Here is a 20,587-nt window from a genome sequence, read left to right as displayed (position 1 = left end):
TGATGCCATCGCAGGCAAGCCAGCTCCCACACACGAGCCAGTGCCCACACCGTCCGCGCATGATCAGGACATTTTGTTATGCCCACTGCCCTCTACCGCTTGATCCTGGCCTTGCTGCTCATGCTGCCTTTCGCCGCACACGCCAGCGACGCCGAAGATTTCCTCAACGCCAACCCGATGCAACAAGCCAAGCTGCTCCAGGACTGGGCCGCCCAGCCCGACCCGGCGCGCATCGAGCTGGTGGACGCGCTGCAACAAGGCCAGCTCACGGTCAATGGTGAAACCAAAACCGTTCGCTTGAACAACCGCCTGCGCGGCCTGATCGACAACGTACAGGCCAGCCAGCAATTGCTCGCGGCCGACCCCAAGGTGCGCCTGGTCGCCGCGCAAACCCTGCAAAAAACCGCTGTACCTGCGCAGCTCAAATTCCTCGACCAGCAGGTCGCCGCCGAAACCAACGAGGGCGTGCACACCGCCCTCAGCCTGGCCCTGGCCAACCTGCAACTGGTCGACACCGACCCGGTCGTGCGCCTCGCTGCCGTGCGTTTGCTCGGCAGCACTGGCGACCCCCTGGCCCGCACCCGCCTTGAAGCGTTGCTCGCGCCCGGTGTCGAAACCGACGCCGCCGTGCACACCGCTGCCGAGACCAGCCTGGCCCAGGTCAAACGCAAATTGATGGTCGGCGAGATCCTCGGCCAGGCCTTCAGCGGCATGTCCTTGGGCTCGATCCTGCTGCTCGCGGCCTTGGGTTTGGCGATCACCTTCGGCCTGCTCGGCGTGATCAACATGGCCCACGGCGAGATGCTGATGCTTGGCGCGTATTCCACTTACATGGTGCAGCTGATGATGCAGCGCTATGTGCCCGCCGCGATTGAGTTCTACCCGCTGATCGCGCTGCCGGTGGCATTCTTCGTCACCGCCGCCATCGGCATGGCCCTGGAACGCACGGTGATTCGTCACCTCTACGGCCGCCCATTGGAAACCCTGCTCGCCACCTGGGGCATCAGCTTGATGCTGATCCAGCTGGTGCGCCTGGTGTTCGGTGCGCAGAACGTCGAAGTGTCCAACCCCGCCTGGCTGTCCGGTGGCATTCAAGTGCTGCCCAACTTGGTGCTGCCGTACAACCGCATCGTGATCATCGCGTTTGCACTGTGCGTGGTGGTGCTGACCTGGCTGCTGCTGAACAAGACCCGCCTGGGCCTCAACGTGCGTGCGGTCACCCAGAACCGCAACATGGCCGCCTGCTGCGGCGTACCCACCGGGCGGGTGGACATGCTCGCCTTTGGCCTGGGCTCCGGTATCGCAGGTTTAGGTGGTGTGGCCCTGAGCCAAATTGGCAACGTCGGCCCGGACCTGGGCCAGAGCTACATCATCGACTCGTTCCTGGTGGTCGTGCTCGGCGGTGTCGGCCAGTTGGCCGGTAGCGTGATGGCCGCCTTCGGCTTGGGCATCGCCAACAAAATTCTCGAACCGCAGATCGGTGCCGTGCTCGGCAAGATCCTGATCCTCGCGCTGATCATTCTGTTTATCCAGAAACGCCCGCAAGGACTCTTCGCACTGAAAGGACGGGTGATCGACTGATGAACCAGCCATTGATGCTTACGGCCACGCAAAAGGCCGGTCCCAAAGTCACGATTGCAGTGGGCGTGGTGATCCTGATCCTGCTGCTGGCGTTGCCGTTGTGCTCGCTGCTGCCTGCGGACAACCCGCTGCAGGTGTCGGCCTACACCCTGACGCTGGTGGGCAAGATCCTTTGCTACGCCATCGTCGCCCTCGCGCTGGATTTGGTGTGGGGTTACGCGGGCATGTTGTCCCTCGGCCACGGGTTGTTCTTTGCCCTTGGCGGCTATGCGATGGGCATGTACCTGATGCGCCAGGCCTCCGGTGATGAGCTGCCGGCGTTCATGACCTTTTTGTCGTGGACCGAGCTGCCTTGGTACTGGACCGGCACCGAGCACTTCCTCTGGGCCATGTGCCTGGTGGTGTTGGCCCCGGGTTTGCTGGCGCTGGTGTTCGGGTTTTTCGCCTTCCGCTCGCGGATCAAGGGCGTGTATTTCTCGATCATGACCCAGGCGCTGACCTTTGCCGGGATGCTGCTGTTTTTCCGCAACGAGACCGGGTTTGGCGGCAATAACGGTTTCACCAATTTCCGCAGCATCCTGGGCTTTGGCATTACCGAGCCAGGCACGCGGGCGGTGTTGTTTTTTGCCACGGTGGTGTTACTGGTCGCGAGCCTGTACACCGGCTGGCGCCTGGCGCAGAGCAAGTTCGGCCGGGTGCTGACCGCGTTGCGCGACGCCGAGAACCGCTTGATGTTCTGCGGCTACGACCCGCGTGGTTTCAAGCTGTTTGTGTGGGTGCTGAGCGCAGTGTTGTGTGGCCTGGCCGGGGCGTTGTATGTGCCGCAAGTGGGCATCATCAACCCCAGCGAGATGTCGCCGACCAACTCCATCGAAGCCGCCGTGTGGGTGGCCTTGGGCGGGCGTGGCACCTTGATCGGGCCATTGCTCGGCGCTGGCGTGGTGAACGGCATGAAGAGCTGGTTCACCGTGGCTTTTCCGGAGTACTGGCTGTTCTTCCTGGGGGCGCTGTTCATCATCGTCACCCTGTACCTGCCCAAGGGCGTTATCGGCTTGCTGAAGAAATGAGGAATGTCATGCTCGAACCTATTTTCGATGCGGGCAGCAGCCGCGATGCGATCGGCCTCGGCCAGGCCGCAGGCAAGGGCCTCAACACCCGCCACGGCACCATCCTGACCCTGGAGGACATCAGCGTCAGCTTCGACGGTTTCAAGGCGCTTAACGACTTGAACCTCTACATCGGCGTCGGCGAATTGCGCTGCATCATCGGCCCCAACGGCGCGGGCAAGACCACGCTGATGGACGTGATTACCGGCAAGACCCGCCCCAGCCACGGCAAGGCCTGGTTCGGCGAAACCCTCGATTTGACCAGCATGAGCGAAGTGCAGATCGCCCAGGCGGGTATCGGGCGCAAGTTCCAGAAACCCACGGTATTCGAAGCTCTCAGCGTGTTCGAAAACCTGGAGCTGGCGCAGAAAACCGACAAATCTGTGTGGGCCAGCCTGCGTGCACGCCTGAGTGGCGAGCAGAAAGACCGCATCGATGAAGTGCTCGACACCATCCGCCTGACCGCCTCGGTACAGCGCCCGGCGGGGCTTTTGTCCCACGGGCAAAAGCAGTTCCTGGAAATCGGCATGCTGCTGATGCAAGACCCGCAGTTGCTGCTGTTGGACGAGCCGGTGGCGGGCATGACCGACGCCGAAACCGAGTTCACCGCCGAACTGTTCAAGCGCCTGGCGGGCAAACACTCGTTGATGGTGGTGGAGCACGACATGGGCTTTGTCGGCTCGATTGCCGACCACGTGACCGTGTTGCATCAGGGCAGCGTGCTGGCCGAAGGGTCGCTGGAACAGGTGCAGGAAAATGAGCGGGTGATCGAGGTGTACCTCGGCCGTTGAGCCAGACACAGACCGCTTACTGTGGGAACCGAATCAATGTGGGAGCTGGCTTGCCTGCGATGGCATCACCTCGGTCCAACAGACATACCGAGTTGTCTGCATCGCAGGCAAGCCAGTTCCCACATTTGATCCGGTTCCTACCAGGGAATTGAGGAGATTTTGAACATGCTGCAAGTCGACAAGCTGCATCAGTACTACGGCGGTAGCCACATCCTGCGCGGGCTGTCCTTTGACGTGAAGATCGGCGAAGTCACCTGCCTGCTTGGCCGTAACGGTGTGGGCAAGACCACCTTGCTCAAGTGCCTGATGGGTCTGCTGCCAGCCAAAGAAGGCGCGGTGAACTGGGAAGGCAAGGCCATCACTGGCTTCAAGCCGCACCAACGCGTGCACGCCGGCATCGCCTACGTGCCCCAGGGCCGGGAGATTTTTGCGCGGCTGACGGTGGAAGAGAACCTGTTGATGGGCCTCTCGCGCTTTCCCGGCTCCGAAGCCAAGGAAGTGCCGGCGTTTATCTACGAACTTTTCCCTGTATTGCTGCAGATGAAGCACCGCCGTGGCGGTGACTTGTCCGGCGGCCAGCAGCAACAACTGGCAATTGGCCGCGCCCTGGCGAGCCGACCGCGCCTGTTGATTCTGGATGAACCTACGGAGGGCATTCAGCCGTCGGTGATCAAGGAAATCGGTATGGTCATCAAGAAGCTCGCCGCGCGCGGTGACATGGCGATTCTGTTGGTAGAGCAGTTCTACGACTTTGCTGCCGAACTGGCGGATCAATACTTGGTGATGTCTCGCGGAGAGATCGTCCAGCAAGGCCGAGGTGAAAATATGGAAAGTGAGGGTGTGCGCGGCTTGGTTACCATCTAATCTGTAGCGTCCTAACGATAAGCACTAGAACATGAACCTGCCCGTTTCCCCTGCCCTGTTCACCCCCAGCTGGCACGCCGCGCTGGAACTCGGCTACGCGCGTTTCGGCGACACCACGCGCCCGGTGATGCGCCGCCACCTCGGCCCGCTGCGCGTGCAAAAGCACCTGTACGCCGAAGGCCCCGAGGTGTGCCAGCACATCATCGTGCACCCGCCCGGCGGGATTGCCGGCGGTGATCGCCTGGACATCCGCGCCCATGTCGGCGCAGGCGCCTGGGCGCAATTGACCAGCCCCGGCGCCGCCAAGTGGTACCGCGCCAGCGGCCCGGCGTTTCAGCAGCTCGACTTGACCGTGGAAGCTGGCGCCACGCTGGAATGGCTGCCCCAGGAAACCATCGTGTTCAGCGCTGCCCAGGCCGAACTCACCACGCGCATTGACCTGCAAGGCGATGCGCGGCTGTTTTACTGGGATGTGGTCGCCCTCGGCCGCCCGGCCAGTGGCGAGCGTTTCGACCTCGGCCACTTCCAATCGCACCTAGATATTCGCCGCGACGGCCAGTTGCTCTGGCATGAGCGCCAGCGCATTGTGGGCGCCGACGGGTTGCTCGACTCGCCCATCGGGCTGGACGGGCAACCGGTGTTTGCCACGTTGCTGGTGACGGGCGACATCGAACCTGAACTGCTGGAAACCTGCCGCGCCCTGCCCCACGCGGTGCGTGGTGACCTGACCCAATTGCCCGGGCTGCTGGTCGCCCGTTGCCTGGCCAGTGAAGCGCTGCTGGCGCGGGGTTGGTTGATTGATTTATGGAAACTATTACGTCCGGTGGTGCTGGGGCGGGAAGTCGTGGCCCCACGAATTTGGAGCACATGAAGATCAAAATGTGGGAGCGGGCTTGCTCGCGAATGCGGTGTGTCAGTCGACACCTCTTTAACTGATCGACCGCATTCGCGAGCAAGCCCGCTCCCACAGTTGATCTCTGTTGTAGTTAAAAATGCATTCTTTGAAGGACCTTGAACCATGGATTTGACCCCACGGGAAAAAGACAAACTGCTGATCTTCACCGCTGGCCTTGTCGCCGAACGCCGCCTGGCGCGGGGCGTGAAGCTCAACTACCCGGAAACCATCGCCTACATTTCCGCCGCCTTGATGGAAGGCGCGCGCGATGGCCGTACCGTCGCCGACCTGATGCACTACGGCACCACCCTGCTCAGCCGCGAACAGGTGATGGAAGGCATCCCGGAAATGATCCCGGATATTCAGGTGGAAGCCACCTTCCCCGACGGCACTAAGCTGGTCACCGTTCACCAGCCCATCGCGTGAGGCACGGCCATGATTCGTGATGCAACCTGGCAAGACCTGCCGGCCATTCGAGACATCTACAACGACGCAGTGCTTAACACCACGGCAATCTGGAACGAACAACCGGTCGACCTGGCCAATCGTCAGGCCTGGTTCAGTGCGCGCCAGGCCCAGGCCTATCCGATCCTGGTGGCGGTGGAAAACGATGAAGTCACCGGCTACGCCTCGTTCGGCGACTGGCGCCCCTTCGAAGGCTTCCGTTACAGCGTTGAACACTCGGTGTACGTGCGCAATGACCAGCGCGGCAAAGGCCTCGGCCCGCGCCTGATGCAAGCGCTGGTCGAGCGTGCCCGCACCTGCGGCAAGCATGTGATGGTCGCGGCCATCGAAAGCGGTAACCAGGCATCTATTCGCCTGCATGAGCGCCTGGGGTTCATCACCACCGGGCAAATGCCGCAAGTGGGTATCAAGTTCGGCCGCTGGCTGGACCTGACCTTTATGCAACTGACATTGAACCCGGGCGCAGAACCGCCCAAGGAGTGAGATCGATGAGCGCTGCACAACTGCGTCGAGTGAATGCTGAAAGTTTTGCCCATTACCGCCTGGGTTTGATTGAGCTGTTGCTGGACGCGGTGCAGCACGGCGCGTCGGTCGGCTTCATGGCTGACTTCGATGACGCCCAGGCACGCGACTATCTAAAGGGCGTACAAGCCAGTATTGAAGACGCCAGCCTGTTGCTCTGGGTGGTGGTGCGCGACGAACAGGTGATCGCCAGCGTGCAATTGGCGCTGTGCCAGAAAGCCAACGGCCTGAACCGCGCCGAAGTGCAAAAGCTGTTGGTACACAGCAGTGCGCGCCGCCATGGCCTGGGCCAGCAACTGATGGGCGCGTTGGAACTCGCCGCGCGCCAGCACAAGCGCGGCCTGCTGTACCTGGACACCGAGGCCGGCTCCGGTGCCGAAGCCTTCTACCAGTCGCTGCACTACACCAAGATCGGTGAGCTGCCCGACTACTGCCAAAGCCCGGACGGGCGCTACAGCCCGACCGCTATCTACTTCAAGACCCTGGGGCAACCTGCATGATTCCTGGTGAATATCAGATCCAGCCTGGCGACATCGAACTGAACGTGGGCCGGCGCACCGTCACGCTGAGCGTGGCCAACAGCGGCGACCGGCCGATCCAGGTGGGCTCGCATTACCATTTTTTCGAGACCAATGACGCGCTGACCTTTGACCGCGCCGCGAGCCGTGGCATGCGCCTGAATATTGCGGCGGGCACGGCGGTGCGGTTTGAGCCGGGGCAAAGTCGTGAAATCGAGTTAGTGGATTTGAGCGGTGGGCGCCGGGTGTTTGGGTTTGCCGGGCGGATCATGGGTGACCTCGACTGATCATTCCCACGCTACGCGTGGGAATGCCGCCATGGACGCTCCGCGTCCGCTCTTAACGTCGTGACGCAGAGCGTCACAGGATGTATTCCCACGCAGAGCGTGGGAACGATCGAGGACACACACATGAAGATTTCCAGACAAGCCTACGCCGACATGTACGGCCCCACCGTCGGTGACAAGGTCCGCCTGGCCGACACCGAGCTGTTCGTCGAAGTCGAGAAAGACTTCACCGTCTACGGCGAAGAAGTGAAATTCGGCGGCGGTAAGGTGATCCGCGATGGCCAGGGCCAGAGCCAGTTGCTCGCCCATGAGGTCGTGGACACCTTGATCACCAACGCGCTGATCATCGACCACTGGGGCATCGTCAAAGCCGACGTCGGCCTCAAAAACGGCCGCATTCACGCGATCGGCAAAGCCGGTAACCCGGACATCCAGCCCGGCGTGACCATGGCCATCGGCGCCAGCACTGAAGTGATCGCCGGTGAAGGCATGATCCTCACTGCCGGCGGCATCGACTCCCACGTGCATTTCATCTGCCCGCAGCAGATCGAAGAAGCGTTGACCAGCGGCGTCACCACCATGATCGGCGGCGGCACCGGACCGGCCACCGGCACCAACGCCACCACCTGCACCTCCGGCCCGTGGCATTTGGCGCGCATGCTGCAGGCCAGCGACTCGTTCCCGATGAACATCGGCTTTACCGGCAAGGGCAACGCCAGTTTACCGGGGCCGTTGGTCGAGCAGGTCAAGGCCGGCGCCATCGGTTTGAAGCTGCATGAAGACTGGGGCACCACGCCCGCCAGCATCGACAACTGCCTGAGCGTCGCCGACGAATACGACGTGCAGGTAGCGATCCACAGCGACACGCTCAACGAGTCCGGCTTCGTCGAAACCACCCTCGCCGCGCTCAAGGGCCGCACTATTCACACCTACCACACCGAAGGTGCCGGTGGCGGCCACGCGCCGGACATCATCAAGGCCTGCGGCTTCCCGAACGTGCTGCCCAGCTCCACCAACCCGACCCGGCCGTTCACTCGTAACACCATCGACGAGCACCTGGACATGTTGATGGTCTGCCACCACCTGGACCCGAGCATTGCCGAAGACGTGGCCTTCGCCGAAAGCCGCATCCGCCGCGAGACCATCGCCGCCGAAGACATCCTGCACGACCTCGGCGCGTTCTCGATGATCAGCTCCGACAGCCAGGCCATGGGCCGCGTCGGTGAAGTGATCACGCGCACCTGGCAGACCGCCGACAAGATGAAAAAACAACGTGGCGCCCTGCCCGGTGATGGCCCAGGCAATGACAACTTTCGCGCCAAGCGCTACATCGCCAAGTACACCATCAACCCGGCGATCACTCACGGTATCAGCCATATCGTCGGCTCAATCGAGGTGGGCAAATGGGCCGACCTGGTGCTGTGGCGCCCGGCGTTTTTTGGCATCAAGCCGACCTTGATTCTCAAGGGCGGCGCGATTGCTTCAAGCTTGATGGGCGACGCCAATGCCTCGATCCCCACCCCTCAACCGGTGCACTACCGCCCCATGTTCGCCAGCTTCGGCAGTTCGCTGCACGCCACCAGCCTGACCTTTATCAGCCAGGCAGCGCAGGACGCTGGGTTGCCCGAAGCCCTGGGGTTGAAGAAGCAGATTGCGGTGGTTAAAGGTTGCCGCGACGTGCAGAAAACCGACCTGATCCACAACGACTACCTGCCGGACATCGAAGTGGACCCGCAGACCTATCAGGTCAAGGCCGATGGCGTGTTGCTGTGGTGTGAGCCGGCCGAAGTACTGCCGATGGCCCAGCGGTATTTCCTGTTCTGACTATCCATGTGGGAGCTGGCTTGCCAGCCCCCACTGGGTGTCGATTTAGAAGTTCTCGCGCGGGTTAAAGGCCGCTTTCCGCGCCAGCTCCTGCCACAACGCTTTCACCTCGTCATCACCTGCCGGTGGCATCACGGCCTTGAGCTGCACGAACAAATAGCCACGCTGCCCGGCCTTGTTCAGCAAACCATGGCCCTTGGCGCGCATGCGCTGGCCGTTCTGGCTACCGGCCGGCACCTTGAGGTTGATCTTGCCGGTCAGGGTCGGCACGGCGATCTCAGCGCCCAGCGCTAACTCCCACGGCGCCAGGGGCAAGTTGATGATCAGGTTTTCGCCATCCACTTCGAACTTGGCGTGCGGCGCGAACTTGATGATCAGGTACAGGTCGCCATTCGCCCCACCGCCAATACCCGGCGCGCCCTGGCCCTTGAGGCGGATTCGCTCGCCGTCGGCCACGCCGGCGGGGATCTTCACGTTCAGGCTCTTGGTGGTGTTGCTCACGTGGCGACCCGAGGCGTCGTATTGCGGCACCTGGAAGCTGATCTGCTTGGACTCGGTGGACAACGTCTCTTCGAGGAGCACCGACAGTTGCATCTCCACATCCTGGCCCTTGCGCCCGGTTGAGCGGCGCTGGCCGCCACCGCCGAAGCCGTCGCCTCGGTTGCCGAAGATCGAGCTGAAGAAGTCGGAGAAGTCTTCAGTGCCCGCGCCACCGCCATAACCGCCACGGCTCTGCCAGCCCGGCGGCCCTTGGAACGGCTGGCCGTGCTGGCCGTATTTGCGCAGTTCGTCGTATTCCGCGCGCTTGTCCGCGCTTTTAAGCGCTTCATAGGCTTCGGACGCGTCCTTGAATTTTTCTTCGGCGTCTTTTTCCTTGCTCACGTCAGGGTGATATTTGCGCGCGAGCTTGCGATAGGCGGCCTTGATTTCCTTGTCATCAGCCGTCGGCTCGACACCCAGAATCTTGTAGTAGTCTTTGAAATCCATCGGCGGTTCACCATCCTTAATCGAGATCGCACAGCCTGGGCCACAACGTGCGTTGCTTTGCACCTGTTGAGTGTTGTGGCCTGAGGGTACGTAAAAGTGTTATCGGCGCTAACCGTATGCAACAGATGTGGGGGCAAATCCCGCACTTTCAAGCACGATTTAACGGATGGTCGGCCTACGCATCCGCCTTCGACTGGCATACACTGCGCGGCCGTTTTTCAACCGGAACCAGATAGACATGAAAAACCCATCCCCAGCCCGTGCCTGCGGTATCGACTTCGGCACGTCCAACTCCACCGTCGGCTGGATCCGCCCCGGCGAGGAGACGCTTATTGCGCTGGAGGACGACAAGATCACGTTGCCGTCGGTGGTGTTCTTCAACTTCGAGGAGCGCCGCCCGGTCTACGGGCGCCTGGCCCTGCACGAATACCTGGAAAACTACGAAGGCCGGCTGATGCGCTCGCTCAAGAGCCTGCTGGGTTCCAAGCTGATCAAGCACGACACCAGCGTACTCGGCACGGCGATGCCGTTCACCGACCTGCTGGCGCTGTTTATCGGCCAGCTCAAGAGCCGCGCCGAGACCACCGCCGGCCGTGAGTTCGAGGAAGTAGTGCTGGGCCGCCCGGTGTTTTTTGTCGATGACGACCCGATGGCCGACCAAGAGGCCGAGAACACCCTGGTCGATGTGGCACGCAAGATCGGTTTCAAGGACATTTCGTTCCAGTACGAACCGATTGCGGCAGCCTTCGACTACGAGTCCACCATCGAGAAAGAGGAGCTGGTGCTGATTGTCGACATCGGCGGTGGTACGTCCGACTTCTCGCTGGTGCGCCTGTCGCCGGACCGCCGTCACAACGACAACCGCCACGATGACATCCTCGCCACCGGCGGCGTGCACATCGGCGGTACCGACTTCGACAAACAACTGTCGCTGGCCGGCATGATGCCGCTGTTCGGCTACGGCAGCCGCATGAAAAGCGGCGCCTACATGCCCACCAGCCACCACATGAACCTGGCCACCTGGCACACCATCAACTCGGTGTACTCGCAAAAATCCCAGCTGGCCCTGGGCAGCATGCGCTACGACATCGAAGACACCGGCGGCATCGACCGCCTGTTCAAGCTGATCGAACAGCGCGCTGGGCACTGGCTGGCGATGGAAGTGGAAGAAACCAAGATCCAACTGACCCACGAAGACAACCGCCATGTGCTGCTGGACCGGGTTGAGCCAGGGTTGAGCGTGGACCTGAGCCGCAGCCTGTTCGAATCGGCGATTGATGGTTTGCTGGAGCGCGTGCGTAACAGCGTTACCAAATTGCTAACCGATGCGTCGGTGGAAGTGGCGCAGGTGGACACGGTGTTCTTTACCGGCGGTTCCAGCGGGATACCGGCACTGCGCCACAGCATTTCGGCGATGCTGCCGAATGCGCGGCATGTGGAAGGCAATATCTTTGGCAGTATCGGCAGTGGTTTGGCGATTGAAGCAAGCAAGCGTTACGGCAGCTGACCTTCACTAACACAGCAAATCCATAGGTGGGAGCGGGATTGCCCGCGATAGTAAAGTGTCAGTCGATGTATTTATCAACTGACCCGACGCCATCGCGGGCAAGCCCGCTCCCACATTTTGACCTGTGCACACCTGAAACCCCAGTTGCCACAGCCCCCCTCTGTGGCGAGCGGGCTTGCCCCGCGCTGGGCTGCGCAGCAGCCCCAAAACCAGCCACTCGGGAGTACCTGAAACTGGAGCCGCTTCGCAGCCCAACGTCGCCGATGTCAGTCAAACCATGCCGGCGAGTTTCAGTTCACTCTTCAAATACGCATAATAAATCGGCCCCGCCACCACGCCCGGCAAGCCGAATGCGGCTTCAAACACCAGCATCGCCAGCAGCAATTCCCACGACTTGGCACTGATCTGCCCGCCGACGATGCGCGCGTTGAGAAAGTATTCGACCTTGTGGATCACGATCAAATACCCCAGCGCCGCCACCGCCACCCAGATTGAAATCGACAGCGCGACGATGGTGATCAGGGTGTTGGACATCAGGTTGCCGATGACCGGCAGCAGGCCAAGCAAGAAGGTCAGCACGATCAGGGTTTTGGTCAGCGGCAGGTGGATCCCGCACAGCGGCAGCACCACCGCGAGGAAGATCGCGGTGAACATAGTGTTGAGCGCGGCAATCTTGATCTGGGCGAAGACGATGTTGCGAAACGCCTGGACCAGCAGGTGCAGGCGGTCGAACAGCGCGGCAGCCAGGGGTTTGCGCTTGGTCACGTCGGGCACGCGTTGCAGCGCGATGATCGCACCGAGGACCATGCCGATCAGCAAGGTGACGAACATGTGGGCGGCGTCTTTGCCGACCAGTTGCAACTCGCTCAGGTGTTTGCTCAGCCAATCGCCGATAGCCACGCGAAATTCTGCGGCGCTGGCGGGCAGGTAGGCGTCGAGAAACGGCGGTAATTGGCCGCGCGCGCGGTCGACCACGCCCATGAATTTGTCGAGGGAAGCCCCGGGGTTTTCCGCTTCGTGGAGCAGGAAGCTGATGGCGCCGGCGAAGATCAACGTCAGCACGCTGACGATCAACGTGCCGAGCAAGGCCACGGCAAGCCAGCGCGCACGGCGGCCTTCGATCAGCCGCTGCAACTGCGGGGTGAGCATGTTGACCAGCTCATAGACCAGCAGGCCGGCCAACAGGCTGGGCAGCAGCTTGAGCGGCAGGACCAGCAGTAATCCACCGAAAATGATGATGCAACTGACCAACAACAACACGTGACGCTGAGAAAACGTTGGCATACAGCCTCAAAACGAACGGCGTTAAAGGATGGGCAGTCTGCCAGCCTTGAGGGAATCAAGCGAGAGGCCAGGGTGTGAATGCGATCAAGTGTGGTAGCCGGGCTTGCCCGCGATGCAGGCGCCTCGGTCTATCAGGCCTACTGAGGTGATGCTATCGCAGGCAAGCCAGCTCCCACATTGAGCTCCAGCGTTGGCGAAATCGTGATCAGCCTTTGAGGCAAGTGCTCATAAAGGTCTTACGCGCATCGCCGGTCAACGCCTTGGTTTTCGCTGTGGCGTTGCAGTCTTTCATCTTCTGCTGCTGTGGGGTCAGGGTCTTGGCGTCGTTGGCGGCTGGCGCCGACAAACAGGTCTTCATAAAGGCCTTGCGATCATCGCCTTTAAGCGTCTTGGTGGTGGCGTCAGCATTGCAGGTGGTCATTTTATTTTGCTGGGCGGTAGCGGCAAAGCCTTGGGAACACAGCAGCAGGCCCATCATCAACAACGGAATACGCAGCATCTTCATGGAGTTTTCTCCCTGTTACCGTGCCGGGGGGCACGGCCTACGCAGCAGTGTAGTCAAAGCCTGTTACATCTTCACCGGCTACGTATATTTGTTCGACGATACTGCTCCGGGGTGCAGCCGGCGTGGCGTTGGAACATGGCGATGAAGGCCGAGGCGGTGCTGTAGCCCAGGTCAAACGCCACGTGTTGCACGCTGTGGTCGCTGTCGAGGGCTTCGATGGCCGCCAGGTAACGCAGACGCTGGCGCCATTCGCCGAAGCTCATGCCCAGCTCTCGCACAAACTGGCGCGCCAATGTCCGTTCACTCACATGCACCTGCTGCGCCCATTGCGCCAGCGGGCGGTTGTCGCCGGGCTCGGCCTGCATGCCTTCGAGCACACCCAGCAAGCCGGGGTGGCGCGCGTAAGGCAGGAAGCAATCGTGAATCGGCGCTTGCTTGAGTTGATCCACCAACACCTGGGCCAGGCGGATGTCGGCCTCGGTCTGCGGGATGTTGACGTCACGCTGGGCAAAATCACTGAGAATGGCCTTGAGGATTTCACTGATCGCCAAGGTGCAGGGCGCCTTGGGCAATTGCTCGCAGAGTGCCGGGGCCAGGCCCACCGAGCGGTAGACAATCGCCTGGGCATTGTAGGAGCTGTGCTCGGTATTGGGCGGGATCCATACCGCGTACTGCGGCGGCGACATAAAGCGGCTGCCGGCCACTTCCATGCGCATCACGCCGTTGGCTGAGTAGTCCAGCGAACCCCACAAATGCCGGTGCGGTGTGCACTCGGTGTCCGGGGCAAATTCGGAGTAACGGAAGTAGACCGGGCTCGGCAGGCTGTGGAAATCCGCGAGGCGTACGGTATGTCTGGCCATATTGTCTGGATACAAAGGTCATTTGTCTGGATCGCAGTATAGGCTTCCATCCAGACAGGGGATAATCCTGCCTCATCAACACACCTGGTTTCTTTCGATGCAATACGCGTACCCCCTGCTGGCTATCTTTATCTGGGCCGGTAACACCGTGGTCAACAAACTGGCCGTGGGCACTATCTTCCCCGCAGAAATCGGCTTTTACCGCTGGTTGCTGGCGGCGCTGCTGTTCACTCCGTTCATGCTCAAGCCGGTGATCGCCAACTGGGCGCTGATCCGCCCGAATCTGGGCAAGATCTTCATCCTCGGCGTGCTCGGCATGGCGGTGTATCAGAGCCTGGCCTACTACGCCGCGACCCTGACCAGCGCCACCAATATGGGCATCATCCTCTCGCTGATGCCGTTGATGTCATTGACCGCCGCCATCATCAGCCTCGGCCAACGCCTGACCTTTGGCGCACTGACCGGCGCGGTGCTGTCGTTCGCAGGCGTGGTGGTGGTGGTCTCGGCCGGCAGCCTGGGCGCGTTGCTGCAACACGGGCTCAACCTGGGCGACGCCATGATGCTGATTGCCACCCTGGCCTACGCGGTCTACAGCACCTTGCTGAAAAAATGGCAGCTGCGCCTGCCGCCGTTGGTGCTGCTGTACCTGCAAGTGCTGGTGGCGGTGGTGGTGCTGTTTCCGCTGTTCCTGTTCTCGACCAAGGCGGGCCTGGGCTGGGCGAACATTCCGCTGGTGTTGTACGCGTGCTTGCTGGCGTCGATGGTCGCGCCACTGGCGTGGATGCACTCGGTGAAAACCCTGGGGCCAAGCCGAACCACGCTGTTTTTCAACCTGCTGCCGTTGATTACCGCGTTGATTGCGGCGGTGGTGTTGAAGGAGGAGTTGGCGATGTACCACTTGGTGGGTGGTTTGCTGACGTTGGGCGGGGTGATTTTGTCGGAGCGTTGGACGACGCCGGTTCGTCGTCAGGTCAGTGTTGCCTGATAAATAGCCTTCGCGAGCAAGCCCGCTCCCACATTCGATCACATTCCAAATGTGAAACTCGGTCGAATGTGGGAGCGGGCTTGCTCGCGAAGAACGATAACGCGGTGAACCTGCTAAACCCCCGCAACCTTCAGCCTTTGCGCATGCTCAACAAACAACCGAATCGGCTCCGCGCCCTTGCCCACCAGCCCGAAGGATTGGTTGACGATATCGAAGTGATCCAAAGCGTAGTCATCGCCAATCACCAACCCCAGGTGTGAGCTATAGCGCCCGACCATGCCGTCACACTGGCCCTTCTCCCGCACAAAACTGCGCGCGAACAACCGGCAGCTGCGGTTCGTGCCGTCCAGCAGGTTGCGCCCACGATCAGTCTTGCCCGGCTGCAAGGTGCCGGACCACGAGTAATAACGCACGCCGTTGACGACCTCAGCACCCTGCCCGCCCCAGGTTTGCGGCAAACCCTGCGGATACTGGCGGTTGAACAGGGCCACGCCTGCAGTGGTCAAGGACTGATGCGAGGCGTGCAAATCGGTCTTGAAGCGCGGCCCGCGATAGCCGATTTCCAGCAGGCCCATCACCCAGGCGACCAGATGAAACAGCGTGCTCACGAGCCGGCCTTTCCAACTGTCCGGAGGGTAATGGGCATGGAAATAATCCGCCAATTCCGAACCATGATTAGGCCCGGCCACCGACGTTACCGATGCCACCCATTCCGGGCGCTTGGCCGCGGCATACCGCGCCGTCAGCGAGCCCTGGCTATGGCCGATCAGGTTGACCTTGTCGGCGCCGGTCTCGCGGCGAATCTGCTCGATCTGCACCAACAACTGCTCACCGCGCACCTCACTGGAATCCAGCGGCGCCACTTGCACGGGAATCACCTGCGCCCCACCCCTGCGCAGCGCCGGGACGATGCCGTACCAGTAGGGAAACAACCCCAGACGCACGAAGCCGAGCATGCCGGGCACCAGCACCAGGGGATAACGCGTGGCGAGAGACTCGGGCATGCAGCGGGCATCCTGATCAGGCAAGCGATAACGCCATCCTAGACCACTGGACGTGACCGCCCCATGATCGAGGCGGGTTAAAAATGCCCGGCCAGGTCGCGCAACTGGCGCTCAGCCTCTTCACAGGCGCGCAGGAATACGCTTTTGTCCGACTCCTCACCTTCGGCGGCGATCACCCGAATGTCATCGATACCGATGTAACCCAGCACCGTGCGCAGGTGCGGGTCGGCATGGTTCATCCCTTCGTTTTCACCACCGGGGCCGAACCCGTTGCCGCCACGGCTGGTGATGATCAGTGCGCGCTTACCCTTGAGCAACGCCTGGTACTGCGCGATACCCTGGCTGTCTTGGGTGATATCAAAGGTGAGGCCCAAGCGCACGATCTGGTCGATCCAGGCCTTGAGGCCGCTGGGCACGCCAAAGTTGTACAGCGGCATGGAGATCACCAGCAGCTCATGTTCGATCAGCTCGCCGACCAGTTCGTCGCTCAATTGCAGGTCGGCCTTCATCACTTTCGGCAGCGATTGCGGCTCGGGGTAGAAATTCGCCGCGACAAACGCCTCGGTGACATGCGGGATAAAAGCCCGGCCGACTTCGCGTCGGGTGATCTGTGCATCAGGGTTAGCCGCCTGCCAGGCATCGAGAAACGACTCGGCCAGGCGCCGGGAGTGAGAACGCTCGCCACGTGGACTGGCGTGAACCACTAGCATTTTTTTCATCTGTTTTAGCCTTCACCGGATACACTCAGGCAACCTGGATGGCCGCCGCTGTTGCCAGTAAATCTAGAGCTGAGCGCCCTGACCGACAAATGAGCAATAGTTAATCCGGATGAATCCATTTCATCCATGGAGACAGAATGTTTGCTTCGCTACCCCTGACCGCCCTGCGTACCTTTGAGTCTGCTTCGCGCCTGTTGAGCTTCAAGGCGGCGGCCCAGGAACTGTCGGTGACGCCCACGGCGGTATCGCATCAGATTCGCGCCCTGGAAACCTGGCTGGGCGTGCAATTGTTCGAGCGCCTGCCACGTCAGGTGCGCCTGACCGAAGGCGGCGAGCGGCTGTTTCACAGCGTGCATGGCGCCCTGCTGGATGTGGCACAAAGCCTCGACACCCTGCGCCCGCAACGCAGCGCCGGGCACCTCACGGTGTCCACCACGCCAGCCTTTGCGGCGCTGTGGCTGGTGCCACGGCTGGGGCGTTTCTACGCAGCCCACCCGGACATCAACCTGCGCCTGGACACCCAGTGCGAGGTCGTCGACTTGCAGCAGGATGCCAGCGTTGATCTGGTGATTCGCTACAGCATGGGCGACTACCCCAACCTGTACGGCCAGTGCCTGTTCGATGAATGTTTTGCGGTGTATGGCTCGCCCGAACAGGTCGCGCGGGCCAGCACCCAGGTGCCAACGCTGATCAGCGTGCGCTGGCACAACTCCGAGCTTTACGCCTTGGGCTGGCAGGCGTGGTGCGACAAAGCCTCGGAGAGGTGGCTGGATCACCGGCTGCCTTCGCGTGAATACGATGAGGAACACTACGCATTGCAAGCGGCGATTGCCGGCCAGGGGTTGGTGCTGGCGAGTAACATTCTGGTGTCGGCAAGCGTGGCCAGCGGTTTACTGGTGCCCTATCGGCCGCAGGTCAGCGTCGGCGGCGCCGGCTACAGCGCGCTGTGTGTGCCGGGGCGGGAGCGGCATCCACCGGTGCGCGCGTTTTTCCAGTGGGTGCAGGAGGAGGCGAGGCTGTCCGGCCATGCGTTGTGAAATCCGATAAAACTTTTTGCGTCGCGCGGGACTCACAACTTATAGCGATCACGCCGGCAGAGCGTGGCGTAAAACCGGATTAGCACCAGGAGATTGAGATGACTGAAGCACATTTGACTGACGTTGCGACCTTACGCAGCCGCGCCCGCCAGAACGTCGAAAACGGCGCCGTAACCGAAGGCTACAACGCCGACCGCGAAGAAATCATCCGACTGCTCAACGCGTCCCTGGCCACTGAGTTGGTCTGCGTGTTGCGCTACAAACGTCACTACTTCATGGCCACCGGCCTGAAAGCCAGCGTCGCCGCCGATGAATTCCTCGAGCACGCGACCCAAGAAGCTGAGCACGCCGACAAACTGGCCGAGCGCATCGTGCAACTGGGCGGCGAGCCGGAGTTCAACCCTGACCTGCTGTCGAAGAACTCCCACGCCCAATACGTGGCCGGCAACTCGCTGAAGGAAATGGTCTACGAAGACCTGGTGGCCGAACGGATTGCGGTGGACAGCTACCGCGAGATCATCCAGTACATCGGCGACAAAGACCCGACTACCCGTCGCATCTTCGAAGACATCCTGGCCCAGGAAGAAGAACACGCCGATGACATGGCGGATATTCTGCAGGACCTGTAACCGCCACACCGCTGAACCCCTGTGGGAGCGGGCTTGCCCGAGATAGCTATCGAACAGTCAGTGCATCTGTCGACTGTTACACCGCTATCGCAGGCAAGCCAGTTCCCACATTTGGCTTGCGGTTTCGTCAGTTACTTTTCACGGTCTTTGGCGCTTTGCCTTCCCTCATCTGCTGCAACAACGGTGCACATTGGTTCGGCTCATCACCGCTAGGTGCTACCAAGGCCAGCAGCCCCGCCGCCGGGCCGGCGATGACACCCAGCGCAACCATCCCGGCGCCACGCAGCATCAGCGGCACCGCCTTCACACCCGCATTCGGCTTGATAAACGGCCCATTCACGTACAGCGGCGAACGCAGAGAGAACAGGCGGAAGCCCTTCGACTCCGGCGTGATGGTGAGGTCCAACTGTTCGGTCGCCATGTTCGCGGTGCCATCGATATAGATGATCGCGTTCTCGGTATCGAACACAAACAGGCGAGTGGTCGCAAGGCCAGTCTTGATGCCGAAGTCCGCCGCCGCGCAGTTGATCTTCACTTCCTTGTCGCCGAACAGGCGGCCTACTACGTAGTTGCCCACGTTAAGCCCGGCAATTTCCATCAGGCCTCGGCTGATGGCGCCGTCGTTGATGAGCATCTTCAGATCGCCGTTAGAGCTGCCCAGCAGCGCCGCCACGGAGTTACCGCGCCCGGAAATATCCGCGTCACCGTTGAGTTCACCAAAGCTGGTTTTCATCGGTTCGAAGGTCGGGAACAGCTGCTTGAGCTTGAAGTTGCGCGCAGTGAGTTTGGCGCGACCTTCCATGGGTACAGTGCGGCCATTCAGGCGAATTTGCGCATCCAGCTTGCCGCCGGCCACGCCGAAACGCAGGGGTTCCAGGCTCAGTTCGCCATCATTGAGCACCAAGTGGGTATAGAGGTCGGTGAAAGGCAGATCGGCACTGTGCACGATGCGTTTGCCGGTGAATTCCACATCGGCGTCCATCTCGCGCCAGCGCGCGGTGCGGAATTCTTCCACCGGCAGCACTTTGGTCGCTGGTTGCTTGCTTTCACCGCCACGGGCTTTTTGCTTGGCGTTGGAATCGGCACCGATCAACGGTGCCAGGTCGGTCATCAGCAGTTGGTTGGACACCAGCGCGCCGCTGAGTTTGGGCCGTGGCTGGCTGGCGACATAGGCCAGGTTGCCGTGGATGTCGCTGTCGCCGATCTTGCCGTTGAAGTTCTCGTAGCGGAATGAGGCGCCGCTGGCTTCATGCAGTTTGGCGATCAGGTGGCCGTCAGTGGAATAGGCCGGCGAGTCCGGCAAGGTGACGCCGGTCAGCGGGTACAGGTTGCCCAGGCTGCTGCCGGCGAGTTTCAAGCGCAGGTCCAGGGCGCCGAGGTTCAGCGGGTCGGTCAGAGTGCCGGCCAGCGCGATGCGGGTGTCAGCGATTTTCACCTGGGCTTGCAGCGGGAACGGCTTGGCCGCGTCCTGCAAGGCGAGCAGCCCGCCGATCTTGCCGGTGCCGTCGAGTTTCTGGCCGTGGTATTGGCCTTTGACCTTGAGGCCGAACGCGTAGTCCTGGGGCGCTGAGCCTTTTTCCAAGGCCTTTTTGGCATCGGCGTCACCGACGATTTCGCCGAAGGGGATCGGCTTGCCCAGCGGGTCGATGATCACGTCGAGCTGGGTCTTGAGGGTCTGGTCGTCGAGGGTCACGTGGCCTTTGTCGAAGCCGATGGCGCCGATGTCCACCACCCAGCTGGAAGGCTCGGCGTTGGGGTCCTTGGGGTCGAACTTGAAGGTCCAGTTGGCGCGGCCGTCGGCCAGGCGCTGCAGGTCGGCGCTGGGTTCGGTGAGGTCGATACGCGGAATCACCACGCGCTGCACCAGCAACGCCAGGGGCGAGATGCGCAACTCCACGCGCTTGAGGGTGACCATTTGCGGCTTTTTCGACCAGTCGGGGTTGCCCAGCGTCAGGTCTTCGGCAATCACATGCGGCCACGGCACCCAGGCACGCCAGCCACCTTCATCCGGCTCACGCGCCCACACCACCGCCAGGTTGCCATTGATGGCAAAGGGGCGATGCAGCTCCTCGGAGACCTTGGCATTAAGCGGCGGTTTGATGCGGTTCCAGTCAAAGAACACCAGCACCAAGACCACCACGGCGATTAACAGAACGAAGCTGGCGCAGCTCCAAACGACAATTTTACGAGTGCGCGTCATTGCACAGGACTCCTGGT

General features: G+C 61.5%; 21 protein-coding genes. 14 read left to right on the top strand and 7 right to left on the bottom strand.

The window, feature by feature from the left end:
• Positions 1-78 precede the first annotated feature (78 nt).
• The 10 genes from urtB (at position 79) to ureC (ending at position 8,853) form a co-directional block, all read left to right on the top strand.
• A complete protein-coding gene (gene urtB / locus KZH41_RS04305; RefSeq protein WP_242154152.1) occupies positions 79-1,581 on the top strand; it encodes an urea ABC transporter permease subunit UrtB in 1,503 nt (500 codons plus the stop codon).
• The gene (urtC, locus tag KZH41_RS04300; RefSeq protein WP_242154149.1) at positions 1,581-2,648 is read left to right on the top strand and encodes an urea ABC transporter permease subunit UrtC; all 1,068 of its coding nucleotides are present in this window, start codon (positions 1,581-1,583) and stop codon (positions 2,646-2,648) included. Before urtB ends, urtC begins: the two co-directional genes overlap by 1 nt.
• On the top strand, positions 2,645-3,478 hold the full coding sequence (gene urtD, locus KZH41_RS04295) for an urea ABC transporter ATP-binding protein UrtD (RefSeq protein ID WP_162530288.1): 834 nt from the start codon (positions 2,645-2,647) through the stop codon (positions 3,476-3,478). Before urtC ends, urtD begins: the two co-directional genes overlap by 4 nt.
• 165 nt (positions 3,479-3,643) lie before the next feature.
• The gene (urtE, locus tag KZH41_RS04290) at positions 3,644-4,342 is read left to right on the top strand and encodes an urea ABC transporter ATP-binding subunit UrtE (protein WP_094949769.1); all 699 of its coding nucleotides are present in this window, start codon (positions 3,644-3,646) and stop codon (positions 4,340-4,342) included.
• A gap of 31 nt (positions 4,343-4,373) precedes the next feature.
• Complete coding sequence (locus KZH41_RS04285) at positions 4,374-5,213, top strand: urease accessory protein UreD (RefSeq protein WP_094949768.1); 840 nt, start codon at positions 4,374-4,376, stop codon at positions 5,211-5,213.
• Positions 5,214-5,360: 147 nt separating this feature from the next.
• A complete protein-coding gene (ureA, locus tag KZH41_RS04280) occupies positions 5,361-5,663 on the top strand; it encodes an urease subunit gamma (RefSeq protein WP_003171437.1) in 303 nt (100 codons plus the stop codon).
• Positions 5,664-5,672: 9 nt separating this feature from the next.
• Positions 5,673-6,185 (top strand): GNAT family N-acetyltransferase, encoded by a 513-nt coding sequence (locus tag KZH41_RS04275; RefSeq protein ID WP_094949767.1) that lies wholly within the window; start codon positions 5,673-5,675, stop codon positions 6,183-6,185.
• Between the two features lie 5 nt (positions 6,186-6,190).
• Positions 6,191-6,724, top strand: coding sequence for a GNAT family N-acetyltransferase (locus KZH41_RS04270; RefSeq protein ID WP_094949766.1), 534 nt, complete (start codon positions 6,191-6,193; stop codon positions 6,722-6,724).
• Positions 6,721-7,029 (top strand): urease subunit beta, encoded by a 309-nt coding sequence (locus KZH41_RS04265; protein ID WP_094949765.1) that lies wholly within the window; start codon positions 6,721-6,723, stop codon positions 7,027-7,029. The genes KZH41_RS04270 and KZH41_RS04265 overlap by 4 nt, the downstream gene beginning before the upstream one ends.
• A gap of 123 nt (positions 7,030-7,152) precedes the next feature.
• Positions 7,153-8,853 carry an urease subunit alpha gene (gene ureC, locus KZH41_RS04260; RefSeq protein WP_242154144.1) on the top strand — a complete coding sequence of 567 codons (1,701 nt, stop codon included), beginning with the start codon at positions 7,153-7,155 and terminating at the stop codon, positions 8,851-8,853.
• Positions 8,854-8,898: 45 nt separating this feature from the next.
• Here the strand turns inward: ureC and KZH41_RS04255 are convergent, their stop codons facing one another.
• Positions 8,899-9,840 (bottom strand): DnaJ C-terminal domain-containing protein, encoded by a 942-nt coding sequence (locus KZH41_RS04255; RefSeq protein WP_094949763.1) that lies wholly within the window; start codon positions 9,838-9,840, stop codon positions 8,899-8,901.
• 238 nt (positions 9,841-10,078) lie between these two features.
• Between KZH41_RS04255 and KZH41_RS04250 the strand changes: the two genes are divergently transcribed.
• Complete coding sequence (locus tag KZH41_RS04250) at positions 10,079-11,347, top strand: Hsp70 family protein (protein ID WP_094949762.1); 1,269 nt, start codon at positions 10,079-10,081, stop codon at positions 11,345-11,347.
• Positions 11,348-11,617: 270 nt separating this feature from the next.
• On the opposite strand, the gene KZH41_RS04245 is transcribed toward KZH41_RS04250, so the two are convergent.
• The 3 genes from KZH41_RS04245 to KZH41_RS04235 form a co-directional block, all read right to left on the bottom strand.
• On the bottom strand, positions 11,618-12,631 hold the full coding sequence (locus KZH41_RS04245) for an AI-2E family transporter (RefSeq protein WP_094949761.1): 1,014 nt from the start codon (positions 12,629-12,631) through the stop codon (positions 11,618-11,620).
• Positions 12,632-12,836: 205 nt separating this feature from the next.
• Positions 12,837-13,136 carry a PsiF family protein gene (locus KZH41_RS04240; protein WP_094949760.1) on the bottom strand — a complete coding sequence of 100 codons (300 nt, stop codon included), beginning with the start codon at positions 13,134-13,136 and terminating at the stop codon, positions 12,837-12,839.
• A 71-nt stretch (positions 13,137-13,207) separates the two neighbouring features.
• Entirely contained in the window at positions 13,208-13,996 is a 789-nt protein-coding gene (locus KZH41_RS04235; protein ID WP_094949759.1) for an AraC family transcriptional regulator, read from the bottom strand.
• Positions 13,997-14,093: 97 nt separating this feature from the next.
• On the opposite strand from KZH41_RS04235, the gene KZH41_RS04230 reads away from it, so the two are divergent.
• A complete protein-coding gene (locus KZH41_RS04230) occupies positions 14,094-14,981 on the top strand; it encodes a DMT family transporter (protein WP_094949758.1) in 888 nt (295 codons plus the stop codon).
• A 113-nt stretch (positions 14,982-15,094) separates the two neighbouring features.
• Here KZH41_RS04230 and KZH41_RS04225 read toward each other — a convergent pair whose 3' ends face one another.
• Together KZH41_RS04225 and KZH41_RS04220 are read right to left on the bottom strand one after the other, a co-directional pair.
• Complete coding sequence (locus tag KZH41_RS04225; protein WP_263274427.1) at positions 15,095-15,985, bottom strand: esterase/lipase family protein; 891 nt, start codon at positions 15,983-15,985, stop codon at positions 15,095-15,097.
• A 77-nt stretch (positions 15,986-16,062) separates the two neighbouring features.
• Positions 16,063-16,704, bottom strand: a complete 642-nt coding sequence (locus KZH41_RS04220; protein ID WP_263274426.1) for an FMN-dependent NADH-azoreductase — start codon at positions 16,702-16,704, stop codon at positions 16,063-16,065.
• Positions 16,705-16,841: 137 nt separating this feature from the next.
• Between KZH41_RS04220 and KZH41_RS04215 the strand changes: the two genes are divergently transcribed.
• Positions 16,842-17,741: a LysR substrate-binding domain-containing protein gene (locus KZH41_RS04215; protein ID WP_263274425.1), complete on the top strand. Its 900-nt coding sequence runs from the start codon at positions 16,842-16,844 to the stop codon at positions 17,739-17,741.
• 98 nt (positions 17,742-17,839) lie between these two features.
• Positions 17,840-18,370, top strand: coding sequence for a ferritin-like domain-containing protein (locus tag KZH41_RS04210; protein WP_094949754.1), 531 nt, complete (start codon positions 17,840-17,842; stop codon positions 18,368-18,370).
• A 127-nt stretch (positions 18,371-18,497) separates the two neighbouring features.
• Here KZH41_RS04210 and KZH41_RS04205 read toward each other — a convergent pair whose 3' ends face one another.
• Positions 18,498-20,570, bottom strand: a complete 2,073-nt coding sequence (locus KZH41_RS04205; protein WP_094949753.1) for an AsmA family protein — start codon at positions 20,568-20,570, stop codon at positions 18,498-18,500.
• Between the last annotated feature and the right edge of the window lie 17 nt (positions 20,571-20,587).

Source organism: Pseudomonas sp. YeP6b (assembly GCF_025642995.1).
In the GTDB taxonomy this organism is placed as follows: Bacteria; Pseudomonadota; Gammaproteobacteria; order Pseudomonadales; family Pseudomonadaceae; genus Aquipseudomonas.
Note: the sequence above shows the minus strand (reverse complement) of the source record. Positions and strands in the feature narration are given on the sequence as shown.